This is a genomic window from Paenibacillus sp. YSY-4.3 (assembly GCF_054767475.1).
This window is the reverse complement of record NZ_BAABMC010000003.1, coordinates 245549-268821: the sequence shown is the minus strand read 5'-3', so window position 1 is coordinate 268821 and position 23273 is coordinate 245549. Positions and strand designations below refer to the sequence as shown.

Sequence of the window (23273 nt, the reverse complement as noted above, 5' to 3'; positions counted from 1 at the left end):
TTAGCAGGCATAAGGATCGGCGGCCCCCTAACACGGGTTCGCCGATTTTTATTTTTGTCCAGGCATGGTTCATCGGGAGTAAAGAAATACAAGGCGGCTATAATAAAAACGTTTACTTTGCCGTAATATGGGCAAAACGTAGCGTTGAAAATAAGCAATGAAACGTTAGCCAATTAGTGCTTTTTTTGCTATGATGATAATCGTGAATCATGGACGTAGTAAGCATTCCGTTTAAATATAGGAACAATAATTAGGAGGTATCCGTATGGCAAGACCCGTTGTGGCTATCGTAGGAAGGCCGAATGTAGGCAAATCGACGATTTTTAACCGGATTATCGGTGACCGGCTCGCGATCGTGGAAGACAAGCCCGGTATTACCCGCGACCGTATTTACGGTGTAGGGGAATGGAACGGCAAGCCGTTCAGCATTATCGACACGGGAGGGATCGAGCTAGGCGATGAGGAGCCGATTTTGAAGTCGATTCGCGCGCAGGCTGAGCTCGCGATCGAGGAAGCGGATGTCATTGTCTTCATGTGCGATGCCAAAGCCGGAGTAACGAGCTCGGACGAGGAAGTTGCCAATTTGCTGTATCGCTGTGGCAAGCCTGTTATCGTAGCCGTTAACAAGGTGGATAACATCGGCCGATCCGACCATATTTATGAATTTTACAACTTGGGTTTTGGGGAGCCGATCGGCATTTCAGGTAGTCACGGCACCGGGATCGGCGATCTGTTGGATGCAATTGCCGAGAATTTACCGGATCTTACGGACGACGAATATGACGAGGATGTTATCCGCGTCGCTCTGATCGGCCGGCCGAACGTAGGTAAATCGTCCCTAATCAACGCGATTCTCGGGGAAGAACGGGTCATCGTCAGCGATATTGCCGGTACGACCCGCGATGCAATCGATACGCCTTTCGAGAAGGATGGCCAGCGTTATGTGCTGATTGATACGGCAGGCATGCGCAAGCGCGGCAAGGTCTACGAGACGACGGAGAAATACAGCGTCATGCGCGCAATGAAAGCGATAGAGCGGGCTGATGTCGTCCTTGTGCTGATCAATGGGGAAGAAGGCATCATTGAGCAGGACAAGCATATTGCCGGTTATGCTTTTGAAGCGGGCAAGGCCTCTATCTTCGTCGTGAACAAATGGGATGTCGTCGAGAAGGATGATAAGACCATGCATCAATTTGAGCAGAAAATCCGCGATCATTTCCTGTTCATGACCTATGCGCCCGTCGTTTTCCTGTCCGCGAAGACGAAGCAGCGTCTGCATAAACTGCTGCCGGTCGTGCAGCATGTGGCGGATCAGCATGCGAAAAGGGTGCAAACGCATTTGTTGAACGATGTCGTATCCGATGCGATTGCGATCAATCCGCCGCCGACGGATAAAGGAAGAAGACTGCGGATCAACTACGTGACCCAAGTAACCGTCAAGCCGCCAACGATCGTTGTGTTCGTCAACGATCCGGAGCTGATGCATTTTTCCTATGAGCGTTATTTGGAGAATAAGATTCGGGCGGCATTTGATTTTGAAGGTACTCCAATTCGGTTGTTTACGCGCCGTAAGTCTGATGAAGGTTAGGAGAGGAAAAATGTGATTTTACCCGTGATTGCAGTAATTTTCAGTTATTTGTTGGGATCTGTCAGCTTCAGTGTCCTGCTGGCGAAATCCTTGAAAGGAATTGATATCCGTCAGCATGGTAGCGGCAATGCTGGAGCAACCAACACACTGAGAGTGCTCGGCAAGGGACCGGCGATCATGGTGCTAGCTCTTGATGTACTAAAGGGAATAGCTGCTGTCTGGATAGGCAGATGGCTTGGCGGGGAGCAAGTATGGATACCTCTCTTATGTGGACTCGCTGCCATTGTCGGCCACAACTGGCCGGTATACTTCCGGTTTCGCGGGGGGAAGGGGATTGCCACGACCATTGGCGTCATGGCTTCCTTGTTCTTCTTTCCGGCGCTTTACGCGGGCATCATCGCTATTTTATCGATCGTTTTTACAAGATACGTCTCTCTCGGTTCTTTGCTGTTTGTCCTGCTGACTCCGTTATTCCTGGTGTTCTCTGGACAAATTGGTCCATATTTGTGGACGAGTCTTATAATTTTCGTCTTTGCATTTTGGCGGCATCGTACGAATATCGTAAAATTGGTTCAAGGCAAAGAGAACAAACTTGGCTCCAAGGGAGGTAAACGAGTTGTCTGAGAAAGCGGCCGTATTAGTGGCAGGAAGCTGGGGGACGGCATTAGCCAGCGTTCTGGCCGATAAGATGGATGTGATGATCTGGACTCGTAACGAGGCGCAAAGAGATGAAATTAACGGGAAGCACCGCAATGAAAAATATTTGCCGGGAGTCGATTTATCGCCCCGGATTGTTGCCACGGGCGATATGGGGGAGGCTGTCGCTGGAGCAAAGGCGGTTGTGATCGTTGCGCCGTCCTCTGCGATGCGGGACGTAGCCCGTGCGCTTAAGCCCTATTGGAAAGAGGATATGACCGTAGTGCATGCGACCAAGGGCTTTGAGACGGAGAGCTTAAAGCGCATGTCCGTCGTTATTGCCGAAGAGCTGGGCTGTGAGGAAGGACGGATTGTAGTGTTGTCCGGCCCCAGCCATGCGGAGGAGGTCGTGAAGCGCTGTCCAACGACAGTTGTCGTTGCTTCGCTGGAGGACAAACAGGCACAGTTGGCACAGGATTTATTCATGAATTCCTATTTCCGGGTTTATACGAACCGCGATATGCTGGGTGTGGAGCTGGCTGGTGCCTTAAAGAACATTATTGCCCTCGGAGCAGGCATGTCGGATGGGCTGGGTTACGGCGACAATGCCAAGGCCGCGCTGCTGACGCGTGGGTTGGCAGAGATTACCCGAATCGGAGTGGAAATGGGCGCGAACCCGCTCACCTTTGCTGGTCTTGCTGGCGTAGGAGACCTGGTTGTGACCGCAACTAGCCGTCACAGCCGGAATTGGCGCGCAGGCTATATGCTTGGCGAAGGCAAGTCAGTGGATACGGTTCTTAGCTCGATGGGAATGGTCGTTGAAGGCATTCGGACAACGAAGGCAGCACGCACCATTTCTGAGAAATACCATGTGCAAATGCCGATCGCACAGCAGCTGTATCATGTGCTGTTCGATGGAGTCGAGCCAAGGGTAGCTGTGGAAGCCCTGATGGGACGTGATCGAAAGACCGAGATGGAGGTCATGTCGCTGGAAACCTGGGAGCAGTGGCATGCCTAACTTTGGGCTTGGGCATTCATAGGAAGCTCCTGTATCCTTACACCTTTTTCGTTTGCTTCTCATAAACTGTGGGAGAGCAATGCGAAGGGGGGAGAATATGAGCAAAATTTCCAAAGATGCCCTGAACGCGATCAACAAGAAGACTGGCAAGAATATTTCCGAGAGCTCCGTCAAAAAACTGGCAAGCACAGTGAAACCGTCTACTTTGCAGAGCGAGGCGGAGCTGCGGAAGTTGATTAAGCAGGTATCCGCGATGGCCAAGGTGCCTGTTACGGAAAGTACGATTTCGGAAATTATCGGAGCTGTGAAGAAGAGCGGCATGAATCCGAACAATATGGAAGCATTGATGAAATTAATGATTAAGAAGTAAATAGACTGTGATTTTGATGGAAAGGCACCGAAAGGTGCTTTTTCTGTTTCACTCCTTGATTTTGGAACAATCCTGTGCACGCTGCATAGCCTGTTCGTATTCAAAATGCTATAATATTCATCATATTGATTATGGGAAATGGGAGAGTTACGTTCATGGATGCAATGACGAAGATGTGGTTATCAATTGCAGCGATTCTCGTGATGGGCGTGTCCGTCTTTTTGGTCACTTTTGCCCGTACTAAAACGAAAGGCATCCTCAAAGGGATTTTATCCTTGCTCGCTTTTATTGTGATGCTAACCGGTTTCCTGATGGGGCTTGTATCGATCACGTAGATTCATGGCAGTATTGCAGCAGGAAGCCTAAGTATAACGGAGTCAAGGGAAGAGGTATGGAATGAGCATAGACATCGCCGAGGAGGGACGGGCCTCCCTGGTAGCCGCCTTGAAGGATTTAGGGAGCCGGTTGGGTCAGGCTGATGCCGTCTGGCTGCTGGGAGGGAGCTGCAGCCTGTGGCTGCAGGGAGTACCGCTGGAACGCCCCCCTCGTGACATTGACGTATATTATGATAAAGCTGAAGCGAAGAAGCTGCATGACCGCTTAACGGGTCTGGCCTTGGATGAGCCTGTATGGGATGAAAGCGGCCGCTACTCTTCCCTCCTAAGCCACTACCGGATGGGGGAGTTGACGATGGAATTGGTCGGCGGCTTCGAAATAAGGAACGGCCGCTCCATGTACCGTACAGAGGTAAGCGGTGTTCTGGCTGGATATGCAGAGCAAATCATGCTGGAAGACGTGCCGATCCGGTTAATGCCTCTTGCCCATGAACTGCTCTTCAATGTGCTGCGGGAACGTTCAGACCGTTATCGTGCGGTCGCCGAGGCGATCCGGAAGTCTCCGGAGCGGCAAATGGGTCTGCTGAAGCTGCTTCTTGCCCGGAATGAATGGGAAGCGGAAACGGTAATGGCCGTAGCGGATTTGCTGGAAGCCCCCGAAGTATATGAAGAATGGCTGCTGAAGGCAAGGCAGGAGCTATAGGAGGGTCTCGGAGTGGATTATACAATCAGATTTATGCCACAGGACAAGTCGGCAAAAGTCCGTCCGGGGACGAACGTTCTTCAGGCGGCGCGGAATGCTAGGGTTCATGTCGCGACGCGCTGCGGAGGAAACGCAGCCTGCTTGATGTGCAAAGTGGAGGTGGACGCTGGGCATAGCCTGGCATTAAGCCCGCCTACGGCCGCAGAGCAGCGCAAGCTGGGTCCACTTCTGGAGCGGGGAGTCCGGTTGGCATGCCAAGCCAAAATCATCGGGCCTGCCGAGGTTCGGCTGCCGGAGGATCCGCTGAAGGCAGCGATCCGCAAGCAGTTGGAACGCCAGCAAGAGGAGGATTTGTGGTAAGGGCTGATCAATCAACGTATGATATTTGCAAAGGATGAAGAGCTTTGAATAAGACTTATATTAGGTACCTTACATGCGTGATCGTTATTGCGGCGGGAATTACGTTATTGTCCGGCTGCATGTATCCTGGAGCAAAGCGGCAGGAGCAAAGAGTATCTTATCGTGAAAGCGTGGAGCGAGTCCAAAGTGCGATAGATGCTTACCAGCAGGATACAGGCCTTCTTCCGATCATTACGGCCGGGGAAGAGGTGCCCCGCTATGAAAAGTTCCGGATCAATCTTGACAAGTTGAACAAGCAAGGATACATGGACCAAATCCCGGCTACGGCTTTCGAGCAGGGGGGCAGTGCTTATTTCCTAGTCATCGATGAAGAGAGTGATCCTACGGTCAAAGTGATGGATCTGATCACAGTGCAGAAAGTAAATGACGTTCAAAGGCTTGTCGATCAATACGAGAGAACCCACCCGGGACAATGGCCAGTGACTCAAGAAGAGGAAATCTACCCGGGGCTGCAGCAGGTTGATTTGAAGAAAATCCGCGGGGAGGAGCATGAACTGCTGAGCGTCTACTCCGGACAGCCGCTTCCCTATTTGATCAATGAATCGGGACGGGTATATGTCGACTACGCCTGGGATATTATGCAGGCCATCGATAAATCCGGTACGGAGGTTAGCAGCGAGCAAGGTGATCTCAGGGTGCTGCTGACGAAGGAGTCTTATTTCGTTCCTGTAAAATCTCTGCCTTATGCATGGGCAGACGGCATCCCGGTTGCGCAAGTCGAAAATTGAATCAATTGAGTGATCAAGCGTATATAAATGCCTTCCTATGATTTCTTCGTAGGGGGCATTTTTCGTATGTCATAGGAAGCAGGCATCGATCATACAATGGTTATATGGCGGAACCTTGGTGCCGCCCGACGAGGCGGTATAGCAAAAAAAAGTAGGTACGGACGGTATAATCCGTCATAATAGTGCATTTGCTACATATGATGTTACTAGTCCAAACGAATGTACGAGTTGTTGCAAATAACGAAGCGGATGCTCTCAAAGCATTTTTCCTTCGGCGAATTTTGAGGAGGGGATATCATTGGTATTGGAGAAAGTGGACATTTACAAGGACATTGCCGAACGCACCGGAGGAGATATTTATCTCGGTGTGGTTGGAGCCGTCCGAACCGGAAAATCGACCTTTATTAAACGCTTCATGGAAACGGTCGTTCTGCCGAACATTTCCAGCGAAGCCGATCGGATCCGTGCAGTGGATGAACTTCCGCAAAGCGCAGCTGGCAAGACGATCATGACGACCGAGCCTAAGTTCGTGCCAAACAATGCCGTGCAAATCAAAGTGGCAGAAGGGCTGGAAGTGAACGTCAGGCTCGTGGATTGCGTCGGCTACGCCGTCGAAGGAGCAAAAGGCTATGAGGATGAGAACGGCCCGCGCATGATTTCCACGCCGTGGTTCGAAGAGCCGATTCCGTTCCAGGAAGCGGCGGAGATTGGAACGCGCAAGGTCATCCAAGAGCATTCCACGCTTGGCGTCGTGGTGACGACGGATGGCACGATCGCTGACATTCCGCGCTACTCCTACGTTGAGTCCGAAGAGCGCGTCATCGCCGAATTGAAGGAGGTTGGCAAGCCGTTTGTCCTCGTCATCAATTCTACGCGCCCGCTGAGCGAGGAAGCGCAGCAGCTTCGCGGGGAGCTCGCGGAGAAATATGATATTCCCGTCATCGCTTTAAGTGCAGCTACAATGACAGAAGAGGACGTTACCGGGGTGCTGCGCGAAGTACTGTACGAGTTTCCTGTACACGAGGTCAATGTGAATTTGCCGAGCTGGGTTATGGTGCTGAACGAGAACCACTGGCTGCGCAGCAATTACGAAAATTCCGTCCGTGATACGGTTAAGGATATCCGCCGTCTGCGCGACGTCGACCGTGTCGTCAGTAACTTCCTCGAATATGAATTCATCGACCGCGCCGGCCTCAGCGGCCTGAACATGGGGCAGGGTGTGGCGGAAATAGATTTATATGCGCCTGACGATCTGTATGATCAAATCCTAATGGAGGTCGTCGGCGTTGAAATCAGGGGCAAGGATCATCTGCTGCAGCTGATGCAGGAGTTCACGCATGCGAAGAAGGAATATGACCGCTTCGCGGAAGCGCTGGAAATGGTCAAGACGACTGGATATGGCATCGCCGCTCCTTCTTTGGCCGAAATGGCGCTGGATGAGCCGGAGCTCATTCGCCAAGGTTCCAGATTCGGGGTGCGCCTGAAAGCGACGGCGCCGTCGATTCATATGATCCGGGTCGACGTCGAGTCCGAATTTGCGCCGATCATCGGCACGGAGAAGCAAAGTGAAGAACTGGTACGCTACCTGATGCAGGATTTCGAGAATGACCCGATTAAAATTTGGGAATCCGATATTTTTGGCCGTTCCCTGCACTCCATCGTTCGGGAAGGCATCCAGGGCAAGATCGCCATGATGCCGGACAATGCCCGCTACAAGCTTCAGGAGACGCTCGGCCGCATTATCAATGAGGGCTCCGGCGGACTGATTGCCATCATTTTATAGAAACATAACCATTGTATCCCAACCGTGCACTAAGCTGATTCAGCTGTGTGCGGTTTTTTATTTTGATTAAATAGTAAAAACCGATTTACATACTTGGAATTAAGTTATATATTAATTTATAAAGTTTTTAAAGATACATATCAAGAGGGGGAGAAACCATGAAGAAAATCACATTTTGGCAAAAAACATGGACGACGGCGTTAATCCTGCTGCTCGTTCTCGTCGTTAGCGCATGCGGCATCAAAAAGGAGCCGGTGCCTGCTTCGGGAAATCAGTCTGGGCCGGCTGCAGAGCAAGGCAGCGAAGCGGCAGATGTGAGCGGCAAGGAGCTCGCAGGCAAGAAGGTAGCGCTGGTCATGGAATTTAATACGGGTACGTTCTCGCAGCAATATGTGCAGGGCGTGACGGAAGAAGTGAAGAAGTTCGGCGGGGAGCTGACGACGTTCGTTGCGGAAAATGATAAAGCGAAAATGTCCTCGCTGCTCGATTCTGCGGTAAATCAAAATTTTGACATTATTTTGACAGATCACGGCGCGGCTGAGTTTTTGGAGCCGGGCATCAAGAAAGCAGTGGAGAAAGGTATCGCGGTGGTCGTATTCGATGCGACGGTAGAAGTGCCTGGTGTGACTGTATTGTCGCAGGACGATCAGAGCATGGCCGCATTGTCGCTGGAGCAGTTGAAGCAGGATTCGGGCGGCAAGGGCAATATCGTCAAGGTATGGGTTGCCGGATTTGCACCTATGGAGCGCCGTGACATTGAGTACAAGAAATTCTTGGAGGAAAACCCGGAAGTCAAGGAAATCGCCAGCTTCGGAACTGCGTCCAATCCAGCGCTTGATTCGCAAACCCAGATGGAAGCTGTTCTCAAGCGATATCCGAAGGGCGAAATTACGGCGGTATGGGCCGCTTGGGACGAGTTCGCTAAAGGTGCTGCGAGAGCGATTCAGCTTGCAGGCCGTGATGAAATCAAAGTATACGGTATTGATTTAAGCGACGAAGACTTGCAGATTATCCAGGATCCGGAGAGTCCGTGGGTCGCTTCTGCGGCAGTGGATCCGAAGGATATCGGCCGGGTACAGGTCAGATACGCTTACCAGAAGCTGCATGGCGATGAGACGGAGGATAGCGTCGTCCTGAAGGCGGTACTCGTTGCGCGGGATGCCCTTCCTGACCAGCAAGTATCTACGGATGACCTGTCTCAGTACGTTGAGGGCTGGGGCGGCTCTAAGCAAGGTATTCAAGAGTGGATGAAAGAGTATGGCGTAGAGTAAAGGCAAGGGCTGTAAAATGTGAAAGGCGCGCCGGGAGGCGCGCTTTTTAAATAAGGGAGTGCTGCTTAGTGGGAACATCGGCAATAAACGCGGAGGAACAATATGTGCTGAAGATGAACGGAATCACGAAATCGTTCGCCGGAGTTCCGGCTCTTTGCGGCGTGGATTTCGGCTTAAGAGGCGGAGAAGTACATGCGCTGCTCGGAGCGAACGGCGCCGGCAAGAGCACGTTGATGAAAATTTTAGCGGGAGCCTACGAATACGATGAAGGCACAATGCTGCTGGACGGGCGGCCGATAAAGCATAAGTCGCCCGCGGATGCAAAGCAGCTCGGCATCCACTGCGTATATCAGGAGGTCGACGCCAGCCTTGTTCCCCAATTGACGGTCGCCGAGAACGTCATGCTGGATGCGATTGGAGCTGCAGATGGCAAAGCATGGATAAGTCCTAGGCGACAGGCGCAGGAGGCGGAGCAAATTCTGGCATCGCTTCATGCGGACATTCCGGTACAGCGAAAGGTCGCCGATTTAACCATCGCTGAGAAGCAGATGGTGCTGCTCGCACGGATCGTCAGGCAGGAAGCGAAGGTCATTATTTTTGACGAGCCCACGGCTCCGCTGAGCGGATCGGAGGCGGATACCTTCTTCCGAATATTGAGCGAGCTCAAGCAGCGGGGGACGGCATGCGTCTTTATTACTCACCGATTGCCCGAGGTGATAGAGCACGCCGATTATGTCACTGTGATGCGAGACGGGACAAAGGTGCATTCCGGACCGGTTAAGGCTTTGAGCATGGAAGAGCTGGTCACGCAAATGCTGGGGAAAACCTTCGCGGAGGAGTTCCCGAAGGTTTCTGCCGAGATTGGTGATATCGTTCTAAGCGTCAAGGGGCTTCGGCAGGGCCGCAGGGTCAGGGGCGTCGACCTAACGGTGCGCAGCGGGCAAATTGTAGCCGTCGTTGGCCTTGTTGGCGCCGGCAAGACGGAAATCGCCCGGATGCTGGCGGGTGCGGAGCGTATGGACGGCGGAGAGATTTACATGCGCGGACGCAAGATGCTGTTCAAGCAGCCGGCGGATGCCATTGATGCGGGCATCGTCAGTGTGCCTGAGGAGCGGCGCAAGCAGGGAATCGTCATTCAAGAGTCCGTGGAGCGCAACATCAGTCTGCCGCTCCTCGATCGGATCAGCCGCTTCAGCTTCATTTCCGGCAGCCGGGAGCGGGGGCTTGCCGAGCGTACGATTTCCTCGCTGGGCATCAAGACGGCTTCTGCCAAGCTGCCCGTTAAATATTTGAGCGGCGGAAACCAGCAGAAAGTGGCCATCGGCAAATGGCTGGAGAAAGAAGCGGATATTATCCTGTTTGACGAGCCGACCAAAGGGGTCGACATCGGGGCGAAAAGCGATATTTTTCGCATTATCGGCGAATTGGCTGCCGCGGGTAAAGGCGTGCTGTATTTGACGAGCGAACTTGACGAGGGGCTGGGGATAGGGGACGTGATCGCCGTGCTTTACGACGGCAGCATTGCTGCCGTACTGCCGCGCAGCGAGGCTACCCTGGAGAAGATTTTGTACTTTGCAAGCGGTGGACGGGAGGAAAAATTGTGAAAGACAGATTGATGAATGTAACGTTCCGGTATGGAACGATAACGGTCGTTTTGGCGGTCATTGCCTTTTTTTCGATCAGGCTGCCTTACTTTTTTACTTACAGCAATTTAAGCGATATCCTGAATTCGATCGCAATCGTGACTTTCGTAGCCATAGGCGTCACGCTGTCACTGGCCGTGGATGGCTTCGATTTATCCGTAGGATCAACAGTTTCATTGACCACGGTCGTTTCGGCATCGCTGATGATCTGGTATCAAATGCCGCTTTATGTCGTCATTATCTTTCCGTTGTTAATTGGGGCTTTGATCGGTCTTTTGAATGCTTTCCTGATTATTAAAATGAGAATTCCCGATTTGTTGGCGACTTTGGCCATGATGTACATCGTCGCGGGAATCCAGAAGACCTACGCCCAAGGCTATACGATATACAACAATATGCAGTTCCCGGACGGCAGCAAGGCAGCGGGCAAAATGGACAAGACCTTTCTGCTGCTAGGACAAGGAGAATTCCTTGGGGTTCCGATCAGCGTCATTCTGCTCATCTTCTTCGTCATTGTCGTCCATCTGTTTCTGACTCGGACGAAATACGGCCGGCAAATTTATATTACGGGGGGCAACGAGGAAGCGGCAAGGCTGTCGGGGATCAAGGTGAAAAAAGTGCGGATGTTCGCTTACATGGCTTCCGGCGTCTTTGCGGCCATTGGCGGCTTGCTCTTCGCGTCGCGGGTCGGCTCGGGCCAAATCGATGCGGGAGCTCCTCTGCTGATGGAGGCCGTTGCCGCGACTTTCGTAGGTTTTTCCGTCTTCGGCGCGGGCAAGCCGAACATTATCGGCACGTTTATCGGCTCGGTGCTGATCGGTGTGCTCGTAAACGGACTGACTATGATGAACGTACAGTATTTCGCCCATGATATTGTAAAAGGCTCCGTACTGGTGCTTGCTTTGTCGATTACTTTTTACGTGCTGAACCGATCCAGAACTTAAAAAACTTGAAATTCTAGATGGGCTGTATTACTATAAGTTTGTTCCGCGCCTTCGACGGCTGCGGCAAAATGAACTTTTGCTGGGCAAATATCCAGTAATAATGTAGAATTACGTATATTCTGCGGTAAAACGGAAACACAGAATATCAGAGTGACGTATTTTTGAACGGGGAGGTGAATTTTGATGAATAAATCCGATTTGGTGAACCAAGTGGCCGAGAGTACGGAGCTTTCCAAGAAAGATGCGGCTAAAGCGGTTGACGCTGTGTTTGAGGCTATCTCCACGGCGCTGCAAAACGGCGACAAAGTACAGCTGGTTGGCTTTGGCAACTTTGAAGTTCGCGAACGTTCCGCCCGTAAAGGACGCAACCCGCAAACAGGAGAGGAAATCGAAATCCCTGCGAGCAAAATTCCTGCATTCAAACCAGGTAAAGCGCTCAAAGACGGAATTAAATAAAGATTTCTACATATCTTCTCTGATAAAAAAGTCCGTGGGCGTTTGTTCACGGCCTTTTCTTTTAGGAGACAGAAGAATGTAGGTCTTCAGTGTATTTATCCGAATGGGAGGAATCACAGGATGGATCAGCACAATCAGAGTGCCGGAAGCGGGGAAGAGCGAAACGTAAATAACGGCGATTATTTCGTTGTAAAGGCGAAGGAGCAGGGCGTGCAGGTCATCGGGCTAACCCGTGGCAAAGACACGCGCTTCCATCATACGGAGAAGCTGGACAAGGGTGAGGTGCTTATCGCCCAATTTACCGACCATACTTCGGCGGTAAAGATCAGAGGCAAAGCTGTCGTTATGACCAAGCACGGCAGAATCGATACGGAAGAATGATTTTGATTTTGCAGGCATAGCCTGCTTTTTTTAATTGTACAATGGGGTATAGAGCGTGTAGGGCAGAATATAACCAGGTCACAAACCAAGGGAGAATGCCTCATGAAGCGTAATACCATTATTGTTGTACAGGCGCTGCTGATTACGATGGGCTGTGCCGTGCTGCTGTCAGCCGTATCTTGGATTGGCGGAAGGACGGGGGAGATCGCACCGGCCAATGCAGCCCTGCTCGACAAGCATGAGCCGCCAGTGGAGCTGAATAACGATAATTTGGTCGATGAGCTGATTGCCTGGAAGCTGCTTGTCCCCGTTTCCAAGGTCGAGCTGAGCGGAAGCGTATTGTCGATTGATTTCAGGGTTACGGAAGGAATCGGCCAGCCGGACAGACTATACCAAGGCCTCGCCCAGGCTATTGAGCGCTCCTTTGAGGATACGAGCAACGTGCATCGATTGTTGGTGAGGTTCATCGCGGAGGACAGGTGGATTGGAAATAAATATTTGCTGATGGCTGCGGATGTGCGCCGAGGGGAGTGGCCCAAGGACGCACTGGGGGAGCTGCGGACCCGGGGCAACCGGGAATTGAGCCATGAGCTGAAAAGCTGGTTCAGGGTTACAGAGACGAGTCTGTGGAAGACGATGATCCGCAAGTAGCACGCGGGCTTGCGAAGACGTATTTTTTATTGCGAAATAAGCGCCGTATCTTGTGCGCGGCGAAATAACATATGCTATAATAGACAGGATTGTGACATCTCTTTGAATTTCCAATAATCCAGGAAGAGATTGTCAGTATTAGCGGCTCGGAGGCAGAGGATGAAACCTTATCGCATAACTGAAATGGCACAGAAATATGTCGGATACGACATGATTACCAACCACACGGCGCTTCCGGAACACCCGGTTGCCCGTGTTCGTTTGCTTTATATGTTTTTAAATATCCGCGACAACGGCAAAGTTAGGGCGCATGAGACATCAGCGCTAGCGGCCTTTCTCGTTCAGCTCGGGCTCGATACGCATGACATGATCGATGTCGACTCGACCTGCAAGGAGGAGCGGAGCATGCGTTCCCGCCAGCTTAAGGTTCTGGCGGGCGATTATTTCAGCAGTCTGTTCTATGAGCTGCTCGCGAAGGCGGGGCAAATCGAACTGGTGTCTTCCATGAGTACGGCGATTTGCGATGTAAACCGGCTGAAAGTCGGGCTCTATAACAAGCTGAAGAAGCTTCTGCCTACGGAGGAATATTTGAAGGAATGCACGCAAATCAAGATGGGCCTTTTCCAATCGTTCTCTCATCTGCTGGACAAGCCGCTGCAAAATCTGTGGAGATTGCTGCTGGCTGAGCTTAGCCGCTGCGAGGTGGTGCTCGGTGAAATGAAGGCAAGCAGTATGCTGCCGGAGGAACGCCAGGGCTTCGCATATTTGCGGATTATGGAATCGGGGACGGCCGAGGACAAGGAAGCCGTTTTACGGCGCAAGGTCGACCGGCGGGAGTGGTCTTCGCTTCTGGCCAAATACGATGTGAACGAGCAGCTCATACACAAGCTCCATCAATCCGTGGAACGGATTCAGGCGCTTGTCCAAGAACTGAAGGGGGACAAGGAGCAGTCCGAGCTGGCTGCGATTGTCGAACCGTTTCGTGCCGCGCTAACGTCGCAGCGGCGTGCAATGCAGGAAGGGTAAGGTGACAGACGACTATGAGCAACTCTACTTCTGGATCGAAGGAGCAGTTTGTCCATTCGGTATTCGAGAGCATCGCTCCGAAGTACGATATCATGAACGATATTATCAGCTTCAGGCGGCATAAGGCCTGGCGCAAATTTACGATGGCGAAGATGAACATGTCGCCGGGGGACACGGCGATTGACCTATGCTGCGGCACCTGCGATTGGACCATCAGCATGGCTGAGGCCAGCAGGGGACAAATTACCGGCCTAGATTTCAGCGAGAACATGCTGGAGTTTGGCCGCCGTAAGGTGAATGAACGAGGGTTAAGCGATCGCATCTCGCTCGTGCAGGGCAATGCGATGGAGCTTCCGTACGAGGATAATACCTTTCAATATGCCACGATCGGCTTCGGCCTGCGTAACGTTCCTGACCTGTATCAGGTGCTTCGCGAAATGCAGCGGGTGGTCAAGCCAGGAGGCATGGTTGTCTGCCTGGAAATGTCCAAGCCGACCTGGCAGCCGTTTAAGGGAATTTATTATTTCTATTTCCAAAAGCTGATGCCGCTGCTTGGCAAGCTGTTCGCCAAACGCTATGAGCAGTACAAATGGCTGCCTGATTCGCTCGCCGCTTTTCCAGGAAGGGACGAGCTGGCGCAAATTTACCAGGAAATCGGCCTGCAGAAGGTCGAAGCGTATCCTTTAACGGGTGGAGTCGCCGCCTTACATATCGGAACAAAGGAGACGCCATATGTTTAGAAAAGCTGTAGTTTTTTTGCAAATGATTAAATTTGAACATACCGTATTCGCCTTGCCTTTTGCCTTTATGGGCTCTTTACTTGGCTCGGTCATGATTCATCAGACTTTTCCTTCATGGGGACAGATCGGCTGGGTACTTCTGGCGATGTTTGGGGCGAGAAGCGCCGCGATGGGGCTTAATCGGCTTATCGACCGGGTGAGCGACAAGAAGAATCCCCGCACGGCGAATCGGGCAATTCCTGCCGGACTCCTCAAGATCGGGGAAGTTCTCATTTTTATTATCGTGTCATTCGCCCTGCTATTCTGGGCTGCGGCCAAGCTGGATCCGCTGGCGATGAAGCTGCTGCCGATTGCCGTCGTCATGCTGGTTCTGTACTCCTATACGAAGCGCTTTACCTGGCTTTGCCATGTTGTACTAGGATTAACGATTGCGCTGGCTCCGCTTGGCGGCTGGGTGGCCGTGACGGGCAAGGTGGACCTAACCGCCATGATCCTGTTTGCTACCGTGACGTTTTGGGTGGCTGGCTTCGATATCGTATATTCTTGTCAGGATGTCGAGTTTGATAAGACGGAGGGATTATACTCCATCCCGGTACGGTTCGGGGTGGCGACTTCGCTAAAGATTGCCCAGGCTTTCCATATCATTACCGCTGTCGGCTTTATCGCTCTGCTACTGCTCAGCGACCTGGGCTGGTGGTACATCGCCGGAATGATTATCGCTTATTTGATTTTATTTTATGAGCACTATATCGTATCGCCTAGTGATCTTAGCCGTTTGCAGACGTCCTTTTTCCTAATGAATGGCGTTCTCAGCATCGTGGTATTCTCGTTTACCTTGATAGATTTGGTGGTGCGGCACTATTGATGGTCAGCAGCGCAGATAGACGAAAAGGGATGGTCGTCGGTATTACGGGTGCCAGCGGCTCGATTTATGGCGTGAAATTAGTTCAGTCCCTGCTGCAGCTGGGATTTGATGTACATCTAGTAATTACGAATGCAGGCTGGAGGGTTATCAAGGAGGAGCTGGGCTGGAATACGTCGGATCGTGAAACGGTCCTGCGTGAGCAGTTTGAGGGTTTCCCGGGGCAGTACATTTATCACCCGATCGCAGATATCGGCGCAACGATTGCGAGCGGTTCTTATTTAGTGGACGGTATGATCGTCATGCCATGCTCGATGGGAACCCTCTCCGATATCGCTCACGGCGCATCGGATAATTTGCTGACCCGCGCGGCGGACGTAATGATGAAGGAAGGACGGCCGCTTATCCTGGTTCCGCGTGAAACGCCGCTGCATGCGATTCATCTGGAGAACATGCTGAAGCTGGCCAGGCTTGGAGTAAGGATTGTTCCGGCCATGCCGGCATTTTATTTCGGCCCGCAGAATATCGATGACCTGGTCTCTTTCTTGGTTGGTAAAGTATTAGACAGCTTGAGAATCGAACATAATCTGTTTACCAGATGGGGGGAGCAAAGTGTACAGCAGGGACAATGATGACATCTTGATTGGACGGATTAAGTACAGCAACGTCTGGCCTGTATTTCATTATTTCGATACGGATCGCCTGCCCAGCAGCCCTCGCCTCGTAACGGAGGTGCCTTCTCTGTTGAACAGGGGCATGCTGAGCGGATCGCTTGATATCTCGCCGGTATCCTCATTTGCCTTCGGTCTGGGCTGGGAACGGTTCTGGCTGCTGCCGGGCTTGTCCGTAAGCTCGGACGGTCCGGTAAACTCTATTCTCTTGTTTTCCAGGAAACCCCCGGAGGAGATCCGCAATGGTGTCATTGCACTGACCAATACCTCCGCGACCTCGGTTAATCTGTTGAAGATTATTATGGAGAAAGCCTACGGCGGCAAGCCGACCTACTGGGACTGCGAGCCGAACTTGGATGCGATGATGGAGAACAGCGATGCGGCTTTGCTGATCGGCGATCACGCGATCGAGGCCTCCTGGTTGGATCATGATTATATCGTGACGGATTTAGGGGAAGTCTGGAAAAGATGGACGGGTTATGGAATGACCTTTGCGGTCTGGGCTGTTCAGAAGTCTTTCGCTGAGGAGCATCCTGTTGTCCTGTCGCGAATATGCTCTGCTTTCGAAGACAGTAAGCGCCGCAGCCTGAGCGATTTAAGCCCGCTCGTGGATCAGGCGTGTCGGCAAATCGGCGGGACACCCCAGTACTGGAGGCATTATTTTAACAATTTATGTTATGATTTTAACGAAGAACAGCAGGCTGGATTAGCTTTGTATTTCACTTACGCTCGCGAGCTTGGCCTTCTGGAGCACGAGGTAAGATTGAACATATGGAGCGACAATACGTTGATACGGGTGAAAGAATGAAACTAATGGATATTTTCGGTACATTGAAGAAAGACATGGACTTCATCGAACGGCAGTTGTACCGGAGCATCGAGGGCGATGAGGAACTGCTGAACGAAACCTCGCTCCATCTCCTTAAGGCAGGAGGCAAGCGGCTGCGCCCGATCTTCGTGCTGCTGGGCGGGAAATTCGGCACGTATGATCTGAACCGGCTGCAGTATGTGGCCGTACCGCTCGAACTGATCCACTCGGCGTCGCTCGTGCACGACGATGTAATCGACGATGCGGGAATGCGGCGGGGCAAGCCGACGGTCAAGGCGAAGTGGGACAATAAAATCGCGATGTACACGGGTGATTACATTTATGCCAAAGCTTTGATGCTGGCAACCCAACTGCCTGACCCGGAGGTGCATCGTGTTTTGTCCAAGGCGCTGGTGCAAATGTCGATCGGGGAAATGGAGCAAATCCGCGATTTCTTCAATACCGAGCAGTCAGTCCGCCATTACTTGCTGCGCATCCGGCGCAAAACCGCCTTGCTGATCGCGATCAGCTGCCAGCTCGGCGCGGTGGCTGCGGGAGCCCCTGCTGGGTCGAGCTCGCTATTGTACCGCTACGGCTATAATATCGGTATGGCTTTCCAGATTCGCGACGATCTGCTTGATTTGTGCGGTACGGAGAAGAGTATTGGCAAGCCGCCTGGCAGCGACATGCGTCAAGGCAATATAACTATACCGGTTATTTATACGCTCCAGGATCCGAAGCTTAGGAAGCCGCTGCTCCAGGCAATCGACGGAATACGCGGGGAGAACGGAAATGAGCATATCTCGGAAGCGATAAATATCATCAAGTCGGGTCCAGGCATCGCCCAGGCCGAGCGGCTGGCGGAGACTTTTACCGATAAGGCGCTAGCGGCGCTCGCTCAGCTTCCGGAGAGTAAGGCAAGAAACCACTTGAAGGAGATCGCATTATTCGTTAACAAACGCTCCTATTAGGAGGAAGCTCCTCCAGAGGAGCGTGATTTTTATGGTACCCTTATTCCCTGATTTCTGGTAAAATACGCTTTAGTTGTAGCTTAATAGAATGCATTATATCGTCGTATTATTCAATGTGACAACATTAGGGGAGGTAAACCATGGAACGGACATTTTTAATGGTCAAGCCAGATGGGGTTCAACGTGGTTTGGTAGGAAGAATCGTTAGCCGGTTTGAAGACAAAGGACTGAAACTGATTGCCGGCAAGCTCGTTCAAGTTACGGAAGAGCAGGCAAAGCGTCACTATGCCGAGCATGAGGGCAAGCCCTTCTTTGAGAGCTTGGTGCGCTTTATTACGTCTGGTCCGGTGTTCGCAATGGTCTGGCAGGGTGATGATGTTATTGCATTATCCCGAATCGTCATCGGGAAGACTCAGGTGACTGAGGCATTGCCGGGTACGATACGCGGAGATTTCGCCGCCCACACGCCATTTAATCTTATCCATGGTTCTGACGGTTTGGAGAGCGCAGAACGGGAAATCGCCAACTTTTTCGAGCCTAACGAAATACTTAACTACTCCAGAAGCATTGATCCATGGATATGAAAGAGTTGATTCCCGATCCGGTTCGCTCGAACCAAGACGGTGCTCCCGACCCGGATTATGAGGGCTTTATTCGTAGTGTCAAACAGTTGACGGGGATCGATTTGGCGCAGTACAAAGAGGCTCAAATGAAACGGCGCTTAACGACCCTGCGAAACAAGAACGGATATTCGACCTTCGCGTCTTTTTTCTCGGCGATGACGGCTGATAAGACGCTATTCTATGAATTTTTGGATAAAATGACGATCAATGTGTCCGAATTCTGGAGAAATCCAAATCGTTGGGAGACGCTGCGGGATAGTGTGCTGCCCGCTCTGGCAGCTGGAAGGCCCCGGCTTCGGGTATGGAGCGCGGCGTGCTCAACCGGAGAAGAACCATATACGCTGGCGATGATTCTCAACGACCATGGCCTTCTGCAAAATACATATTTGCTGGCTACTGACATTGATGATGGCGCACTTGGGAAGGCTAACCAAGGATTGTATCTGGAGCGATCCTTGAAGGATGTACCGCCCGATGTGGCTAATCGGTATTTCGCACCCGAAGGCGTGATGTACCGCATCGAACCCAAGCTGAAGAAGGCGGTTACTTTTAAAAAGCAGAATTTGCTGCTCGATGATTTCGAGGAAGGCTTCGACTTAATTGTCTGCCGCAACGTCATGATATATTTCACGGAAGAAGCGAAGCAGAAGCTGTATCACCGGTTTGCGGAGGCGCTTCGCCCGGGCGGCATCTTGTTTGTGGGCAGCACGGAGCAGATATTCTCTCCGGGTAATTATGGATTGGAAGCTTCGGAAACTTTTTTCTACCGCAAAAAAGATTGATGTATATTCATGCGAGTCTTGCCCGATACTTGGAATATCCAATGTCGTGGAGGGTTAGTCATGGATAAGAGAAAAGTGATCGATGCCTATCGCAGGGGGTTCCTTACACCGCAGGAATGCGCGCAAGTACTTGGCGTGGAACGCGGCCAATTAAACGGGCTCCTTGATTTGCCAGCGGATTCGCTGCGAATCATCGCTGCTTCGGCGAACAATCGTCCGGCCTCGAGCTAATCGGGTAGTAGAAACGATCCAGACGCACCGTAGTTGCTGCTTCAGGCAGTAACAGCGGTGCGTCTTTTTATGTATCGAAGCGTATAACGCTGCCTTGTCAAAAGGAAAGCACGTATACTATAATTAGCAAAGATATGTTCGGATTTTAGCTCTTTACAGTTTGGAAGTTTTAAAGGGGGAACGCATCATAAATGAGGACGTTAACGGTAGATTTAGGGGATCGTTCGTATCCTATTTATATTGGTGAAGGCTTGCTGAGTAAGTCTGGGGAGTATTTTCTGCAGCATCAACTGACGACGAAGAGCCCCGTGCTGATTGTCTCCGACGAGAATATTGCTCCGAAATACTTGCAGACAGTCGTGAATTCACTGCAAGCGAGCGGATATCGCACCGTAAGTTCAGTCGTGAAGCCTGGCGAGAAATCAAAATCGCTGGAGGTCTTCGAAGAGGTGATGACCGCAGCGATCGAAGGCGGCCTCGACCGCAAATCGACTGTTGTTGCCTTAGGCGGCGGGGTTGTTGGGGATTTGGCAGGCTTTGTGGCAGCGTCCTTCATGCGCGGGGTACACTTTGTACAGATGCCGACGACTATACTGGCCCATGATAGCAGCGTTGGCGGCAAAGTAGCTGTCAATCATCGTTTAGCCAAGAATATGATCGGCGCATTTCATCAGCCGGCGATGGTGTTATATGATGTAGACACACTGCAGACCTTGCCGGAACGTGATGTCCGCTCAGGTTTGTCTGAAATGATCAAGCACGGTTTGATCTGGGACGAACAATTCGCCTACTGGTGCCGGGATAACGCCGAGCGGCTGCTGGTTCTGGACCGTGAAGCGCTCACTTACGGGCTGACGGAGGGATGTTCTGTTAAAGCCAAGGTCGTGTCATCCGATGAGACGGAGCAGGGCTTGCGCGCGATTCTAAACCTGGGTCATACGATTGGCCATGCGCTTGAGGCTATAGGCGGTTATGGCGAGTTTCTGCATGGCGAGGCGATCTCGATCGGGATGGCGGCTGCGGCCATGCTCGCTGTCAACAGGGGCAGGGATCGTTCGATTTATGAGGAGACATCAGCCCTGCTGGCCAAGTTTGGCTTGCCGACGACGATTCCGGGGCATCTGAATGACGATGATATCATTTCTGCAATGCTCCATGACAAGAAATTCAAAGAAAACAAAATCGTTTTTATTTTGCCTGTCCGCATTGGAGAGGTAGAAATTGTATCCGACATGACATTGGATGAAGTGCGTAAAGTGATCACACAATTGAAAGGGGAAGGGCAGCATGTATAATCGGGGGATTCGGGGAGCCACAACGGTTGCTCACAATGAGGAGACGGAAATTTTGCAGGAAACGGCTGTACTCCTGAAGGAAATTGTCGCTCGTAACGAAATCGAGCCGGAGGACATCTGCAGCGTATGGATTACGGTTACGGCAGATTTGGATGCTACTTTCCCTGCACGTGCCATCCGTGTACTGAAGGGATGGGAACTCGTGCCCCTCATGTGCTCGACGGAAATTCCGGTCAAAGGCAGCTTGCCGATGTGCATTCGCCTGTTGATCCAAGTGAATACGAACAAGAGCCAGCGTGAAATGAAACATGTGTACTTAAATGAAGCGAAGAGCCTTCGTCCGGATCTCGCGGCATCCGGTTCCTAGAATTATTTGGGTCGGATGGTTGCCAAGGAACATGGAATCATGTATATTAAAAACAGAATTTAGTCTTGATAGTGTGTTTTGAGCTGAGTAGAGTTTTAGATGAGCAGAGTTGAGCTGAGTAGCAGTAACCTGAGTGTAGGTATAAGAACATGAGTCGTGGAATCGGATTTCCGCATAATGATGATCAGGCGCAGGCGCCTTTGGTTCATTATTGCTGGCGGTGCATTCCATTGCTGACTCTTTATTTCTTGTATTTCGGTTATCTGCGTAGCAGTATAATACTTGCGAGTCTATCCAAACCTCTACTTCGGTAGAGGTTTTTTTATTTGAAACAGCAAGCTCGAAGCATCGCACTGAAGCACCATAAATGTTGAGGAAAAGGAAGTGAAGGACATGATAACCACGCATGTAGAAGAGGTAATCAAACTGGCCAAGCAATACAATTTAATCCCCGTAGTACGTCCGCTGCTGGCTGACATGGAGACGCCGATCCGTATTTTTCGCCGGGTTGCCCAGCGGGATCAGGCATTTCTGCTGGAAAGTGTAGAGGGAGGAATTCAATGGGCCAGATATTCCTTCATCGGAACCGATCCTTTCATGATGGTCAAGGCGAAGAAGGGCAAGGTGGTCGTTGAGCAAGCAGGCGAGCAGACAGAGCTGCCCGGCAAGCCGCTGGAAGAGCTGAAAGCGATCCTGCGAAAATACCGCAGCCCGGAGCTGCCGGAGCTGCCGCCGTTTACGGGCGGGGCGATCGGATTTTTCGGATACGATTTGCTGCAGTATTACGAGAAGCTCCCGGCCCATAAAGTCGACGATATGAACATGCAGGACATTCAATTTATGTTCTGCGACCGGGTGATCGTGTTCGATCACGTCAAGCAGCACATTTTGCTCGTAACTAATGTCCATGTCCAAGAGGGCGATAGCGACGAAGATATTCGCCGCACCTATCATCAGGCGCAGCAGGCGCTGGATGAAATGGCGGATCTGCTGCTGGATGAAGGGCCGGGCGAACGCTTAAATCGCAGGCCGGTTCCCGGAGATGTCGAGCTGGGAGAAATTCAGTCGAATATGACCAAGCAGCAATACCTCGATATGGTGGAGAAAGGCAAAGAGTATATCCGTGCCGGGGATATTTTTCAAGTGGTGCTGTCCCAGCGTTTTCACATCGAGACGGCGGTTGATCCGCTTCACGTCTACCGAGTGCTGCGTACGATGAATCCGTCCCCGTATATGTATTATTTGAAAATGGGCGAGGAGATCATCGTCGGCACTTCTCCGGAGGCACTTGTGAAGGTCGAGGGCGAGCGTGTAGAGACACGGCCTATCGCCGGAACGCGGCCGAGAGGAGCGACGCCAGAGGAAGACGCGGCGCTGGAGGTGGATTTGCTGCAGGATGAGAAGGAGCGTGCCGAGCATGTGATGCTCGTCGATCTTGGACGAAACGATCTCGGGCGCGTATCCGAATTCGGCACCGTGAAATGCGAGAACTACATGGACATCGAGCGGTATTCTCACGTTATGCACATGGTTTCCAAAGTGTCCGGCAAGCTGCGGAGTGACAAGGATTTCTTTGATGCCTTCATTTCTTGTCTTCCGGCAGGAACGGTATCGGGGGCTCCGAAGCTGCGGGCGATGGAAATCATCGCTGAGTTGGAACGGGAAGCCCGCGGCACCTATGCCGGAGCGATCGGGTACCTCGGTTTTTCCGGCAATATCGACTCCTGCATTACGATTCGGACGATCGTCTTTAAGCATGGCAAAGCTTATGTACAGGCCGGGGGCGGAGTCGTCTGGGATTCGCTGCCGGAGAATGAATATCAGGAATCGATGAACAAGGCGAAGGCGCTGCTGAAGGCGATTCGGACCGCTGAAGTGATGTTCCCGACGGAATTGGGCGATGAAGCGGTCATTAACCAAGATTATTTGTATGAGTATACCCCTTAAACAAAGGATGAGGAGGAAGGGAC

General features: G+C 51.7%; 27 protein-coding genes. All 27 read left to right on the top strand.

What is annotated here, in order from left to right:
• Window positions 1-265 precede the first annotated feature (265 nt).
• Complete coding sequence (gene der, locus ACYUJT_RS12000; protein WP_460322175.1) at window positions 266-1588, top strand: ribosome biogenesis GTPase Der; 1323 nt, start codon at window positions 266-268, stop codon at window positions 1586-1588.
• Window positions 1589-1600: 12 nt separating this feature from the next.
• Complete coding sequence (gene plsY, locus ACYUJT_RS11995; protein WP_460322172.1) at window positions 1601-2212, top strand: glycerol-3-phosphate 1-O-acyltransferase PlsY; 612 nt, start codon at window positions 1601-1603, stop codon at window positions 2210-2212.
• Entirely contained in the window at window positions 2205-3242 is a 1038-nt protein-coding gene (locus ACYUJT_RS11990) for an NAD(P)H-dependent glycerol-3-phosphate dehydrogenase (protein WP_460322169.1), read from the top strand. The genes plsY and ACYUJT_RS11990 overlap by 8 nt, the downstream gene beginning before the upstream one ends.
• A gap of 97 nt (window positions 3243-3339) precedes the next feature.
• Window positions 3340-3612, top strand: coding sequence for a stage VI sporulation protein F (locus ACYUJT_RS11985; RefSeq protein WP_460322167.1), 273 nt, complete (start codon window positions 3340-3342; stop codon window positions 3610-3612).
• 155 nt (window positions 3613-3767) lie between these two features.
• Window positions 3768-3947, top strand: a complete 180-nt coding sequence (locus tag ACYUJT_RS11980; protein ID WP_430216413.1) for a DUF2768 family protein — start codon at window positions 3768-3770, stop codon at window positions 3945-3947.
• Between the two features lie 61 nt (window positions 3948-4008).
• Window positions 4009-4650, top strand: a complete 642-nt coding sequence (locus tag ACYUJT_RS11975; RefSeq protein WP_460322164.1) for a nucleotidyltransferase family protein — start codon at window positions 4009-4011, stop codon at window positions 4648-4650.
• A 12-nt stretch (window positions 4651-4662) separates the two neighbouring features.
• Window positions 4663-5010: a 2Fe-2S iron-sulfur cluster-binding protein gene (locus ACYUJT_RS11970; protein ID WP_460322161.1), complete on the top strand. Its 348-nt coding sequence runs from the start codon at window positions 4663-4665 to the stop codon at window positions 5008-5010.
• Window positions 5011-5054: 44 nt separating this feature from the next.
• Window positions 5055-5798, top strand: a complete 744-nt coding sequence (locus ACYUJT_RS11965) for a hypothetical protein (protein ID WP_460322158.1) — start codon at window positions 5055-5057, stop codon at window positions 5796-5798.
• A gap of 304 nt (window positions 5799-6102) precedes the next feature.
• A complete protein-coding gene (gene spoIVA, locus ACYUJT_RS11960) occupies window positions 6103-7581 on the top strand; it encodes a stage IV sporulation protein A (protein WP_460323286.1) in 1479 nt (492 codons plus the stop codon).
• Window positions 7582-7739: 158 nt separating this feature from the next.
• Window positions 7740-8852: a sugar ABC transporter substrate-binding protein gene (locus ACYUJT_RS11955; protein WP_460322156.1), complete on the top strand. Its 1113-nt coding sequence runs from the start codon at window positions 7740-7742 to the stop codon at window positions 8850-8852.
• Window positions 8853-8965: 113 nt separating this feature from the next.
• The gene (locus ACYUJT_RS11950) at window positions 8966-10456 is read left to right on the top strand and encodes a sugar ABC transporter ATP-binding protein (protein ID WP_460323283.1); all 1491 of its coding nucleotides are present in this window, start codon (window positions 8966-8968) and stop codon (window positions 10454-10456) included.
• Window positions 10457-10467: 11 nt separating this feature from the next.
• A complete protein-coding gene (locus ACYUJT_RS11945; protein WP_460323280.1) occupies window positions 10468-11439 on the top strand; it encodes an ABC transporter permease in 972 nt (323 codons plus the stop codon).
• Between the two features lie 183 nt (window positions 11440-11622).
• Entirely contained in the window at window positions 11623-11895 is a 273-nt protein-coding gene (locus ACYUJT_RS11940) for an HU family DNA-binding protein (protein WP_055107762.1), read from the top strand.
• Between the two features lie 120 nt (window positions 11896-12015).
• On the top strand, window positions 12016-12276 hold the full coding sequence (gene mtrB / locus ACYUJT_RS11935; protein WP_155610131.1) for a trp RNA-binding attenuation protein MtrB: 261 nt from the start codon (window positions 12016-12018) through the stop codon (window positions 12274-12276).
• A gap of 102 nt (window positions 12277-12378) precedes the next feature.
• On the top strand, window positions 12379-12927 hold the full coding sequence (locus ACYUJT_RS11930) for a hypothetical protein (protein WP_460322151.1): 549 nt from the start codon (window positions 12379-12381) through the stop codon (window positions 12925-12927).
• 183 nt (window positions 12928-13110) lie between these two features.
• Complete coding sequence (locus tag ACYUJT_RS11925; RefSeq protein WP_460322149.1) at window positions 13111-13953, top strand: heptaprenyl diphosphate synthase component 1; 843 nt, start codon at window positions 13111-13113, stop codon at window positions 13951-13953.
• Window positions 13954-13967: 14 nt separating this feature from the next.
• Window positions 13968-14693, top strand: coding sequence for a demethylmenaquinone methyltransferase (locus ACYUJT_RS11920; protein WP_460322147.1), 726 nt, complete (start codon window positions 13968-13970; stop codon window positions 14691-14693).
• A complete protein-coding gene (locus tag ACYUJT_RS11915; protein ID WP_460322145.1) occupies window positions 14686-15558 on the top strand; it encodes a UbiA-like polyprenyltransferase in 873 nt (290 codons plus the stop codon). Before ACYUJT_RS11920 ends, ACYUJT_RS11915 begins: the two co-directional genes overlap by 8 nt.
• A complete protein-coding gene (locus tag ACYUJT_RS11910; protein ID WP_460323278.1) occupies window positions 15558-16187 on the top strand; it encodes a UbiX family flavin prenyltransferase in 630 nt (209 codons plus the stop codon). Before ACYUJT_RS11915 ends, ACYUJT_RS11910 begins: the two co-directional genes overlap by 1 nt.
• Window positions 16168-17034, top strand: a complete 867-nt coding sequence (locus tag ACYUJT_RS11905) for a menaquinone biosynthetic enzyme MqnA/MqnD family protein (protein ID WP_460322143.1) — start codon at window positions 16168-16170, stop codon at window positions 17032-17034. The genes ACYUJT_RS11910 and ACYUJT_RS11905 overlap by 20 nt, the downstream gene beginning before the upstream one ends.
• A complete protein-coding gene (locus tag ACYUJT_RS11900; protein WP_460322141.1) occupies window positions 17031-18005 on the top strand; it encodes a polyprenyl synthetase family protein in 975 nt (324 codons plus the stop codon). The genes ACYUJT_RS11905 and ACYUJT_RS11900 overlap by 4 nt, the downstream gene beginning before the upstream one ends.
• Before the next feature lie 140 nt (window positions 18006-18145).
• Window positions 18146-18589 carry a nucleoside-diphosphate kinase gene (gene ndk / locus ACYUJT_RS11895; RefSeq protein WP_460322140.1) on the top strand — a complete coding sequence of 148 codons (444 nt, stop codon included), beginning with the start codon at window positions 18146-18148 and terminating at the stop codon, window positions 18587-18589.
• Complete coding sequence (locus ACYUJT_RS11890) at window positions 18580-19410, top strand: CheR family methyltransferase (protein ID WP_460322137.1); 831 nt, start codon at window positions 18580-18582, stop codon at window positions 19408-19410. Before ndk ends, ACYUJT_RS11890 begins: the two co-directional genes overlap by 10 nt.
• Before the next feature lie 60 nt (window positions 19411-19470).
• Window positions 19471-19641 carry a hypothetical protein gene (locus tag ACYUJT_RS11885; protein ID WP_196427103.1) on the top strand — a complete coding sequence of 57 codons (171 nt, stop codon included), beginning with the start codon at window positions 19471-19473 and terminating at the stop codon, window positions 19639-19641.
• Between the two features lie 191 nt (window positions 19642-19832).
• Window positions 19833-20936, top strand: a complete 1104-nt coding sequence (gene aroB, locus ACYUJT_RS11880; RefSeq protein WP_460322134.1) for a 3-dehydroquinate synthase — start codon at window positions 19833-19835, stop codon at window positions 20934-20936.
• Window positions 20929-21303 (top strand): chorismate mutase, encoded by a 375-nt coding sequence (gene aroH, locus ACYUJT_RS11875; protein WP_460322131.1) that lies wholly within the window; start codon window positions 20929-20931, stop codon window positions 21301-21303. Before aroB ends, aroH begins: the two co-directional genes overlap by 8 nt.
• A 393-nt stretch (window positions 21304-21696) precedes the next feature.
• Window positions 21697-23250 (top strand): anthranilate synthase component I, encoded by a 1554-nt coding sequence (gene trpE, locus ACYUJT_RS11870; RefSeq protein ID WP_460322129.1) that lies wholly within the window; start codon window positions 21697-21699, stop codon window positions 23248-23250.
• Window positions 23251-23273: the final 23 nt, after the last annotated feature.

Bases quoted from the DNA above. Each gene is read 5' to 3' on its own strand.
- ACYUJT_RS11920 (WP_460322147.1), top strand. From the start codon at position 13,968: ATGAGCAACTCTACTTCTGGATCGAAGGAGCAGTTTGTCCATTCGGTA.
- mtrB (WP_155610131.1), top strand. From the start codon at position 12,016: ATGGATCAGCACAATCAGAGTGCCGGAAGCGGGGAAGAGCGAAACGTA.
- aroB (WP_460322134.1), top strand. From the start codon at position 19,833: ATGAGGACGTTAACGGTAGATTTAGGGGATCGTTCGTATCCTATTTAT.
- ACYUJT_RS11885 (WP_196427103.1), top strand. From the start codon at position 19,471: ATGGATAAGAGAAAAGTGATCGATGCCTATCGCAGGGGGTTCCTTACA.
- ACYUJT_RS11925 (WP_460322149.1), top strand. From the start codon at position 13,111: ATGGCACAGAAATATGTCGGATACGACATGATTACCAACCACACGGCG.
- ACYUJT_RS11915 (WP_460322145.1), top strand. From the start codon at position 14,686: ATGTTTAGAAAAGCTGTAGTTTTTTTGCAAATGATTAAATTTGAACAT.
- ACYUJT_RS11890 (WP_460322137.1), top strand. From the start codon at position 18,580: ATGGATATGAAAGAGTTGATTCCCGATCCGGTTCGCTCGAACCAAGAC.
- ACYUJT_RS11955 (WP_460322156.1), top strand. From the start codon at position 7,740: ATGAAGAAAATCACATTTTGGCAAAAAACATGGACGACGGCGTTAATC.
- ACYUJT_RS11910 (WP_460323278.1), top strand. From the start codon at position 15,558: ATGGTCAGCAGCGCAGATAGACGAAAAGGGATGGTCGTCGGTATTACG.
- ndk (WP_460322140.1), top strand. From the start codon at position 18,146: ATGGAACGGACATTTTTAATGGTCAAGCCAGATGGGGTTCAACGTGGT.
- trpE (WP_460322129.1), top strand. From the start codon at position 21,697: ATGATAACCACGCATGTAGAAGAGGTAATCAAACTGGCCAAGCAATAC.
- ACYUJT_RS11940 (WP_055107762.1), top strand. From the start codon at position 11,623: ATGAATAAATCCGATTTGGTGAACCAAGTGGCCGAGAGTACGGAGCTT.
- der (WP_460322175.1), top strand. From the start codon at position 266: ATGGCAAGACCCGTTGTGGCTATCGTAGGAAGGCCGAATGTAGGCAAA.
- ACYUJT_RS11930 (WP_460322151.1), top strand. From the start codon at position 12,379: ATGAAGCGTAATACCATTATTGTTGTACAGGCGCTGCTGATTACGATG.
- ACYUJT_RS11975 (WP_460322164.1), top strand. From the start codon at position 4,009: ATGAGCATAGACATCGCCGAGGAGGGACGGGCCTCCCTGGTAGCCGCC.
- ACYUJT_RS11950 (WP_460323283.1), top strand. From the start codon at position 8,966: ATGAACGGAATCACGAAATCGTTCGCCGGAGTTCCGGCTCTTTGCGGC.
- ACYUJT_RS11945 (WP_460323280.1), top strand. From the start codon at position 10,468: ATGAATGTAACGTTCCGGTATGGAACGATAACGGTCGTTTTGGCGGTC.
- ACYUJT_RS11985 (WP_460322167.1), top strand. From the start codon at position 3,340: ATGAGCAAAATTTCCAAAGATGCCCTGAACGCGATCAACAAGAAGACT.
- ACYUJT_RS11900 (WP_460322141.1), top strand. From the start codon at position 17,031: ATGAAACTAATGGATATTTTCGGTACATTGAAGAAAGACATGGACTTC.
- aroH (WP_460322131.1), top strand. From the start codon at position 20,929: ATGTATAATCGGGGGATTCGGGGAGCCACAACGGTTGCTCACAATGAG.
- ACYUJT_RS11980 (WP_430216413.1), top strand. From the start codon at position 3,768: ATGGATGCAATGACGAAGATGTGGTTATCAATTGCAGCGATTCTCGTG.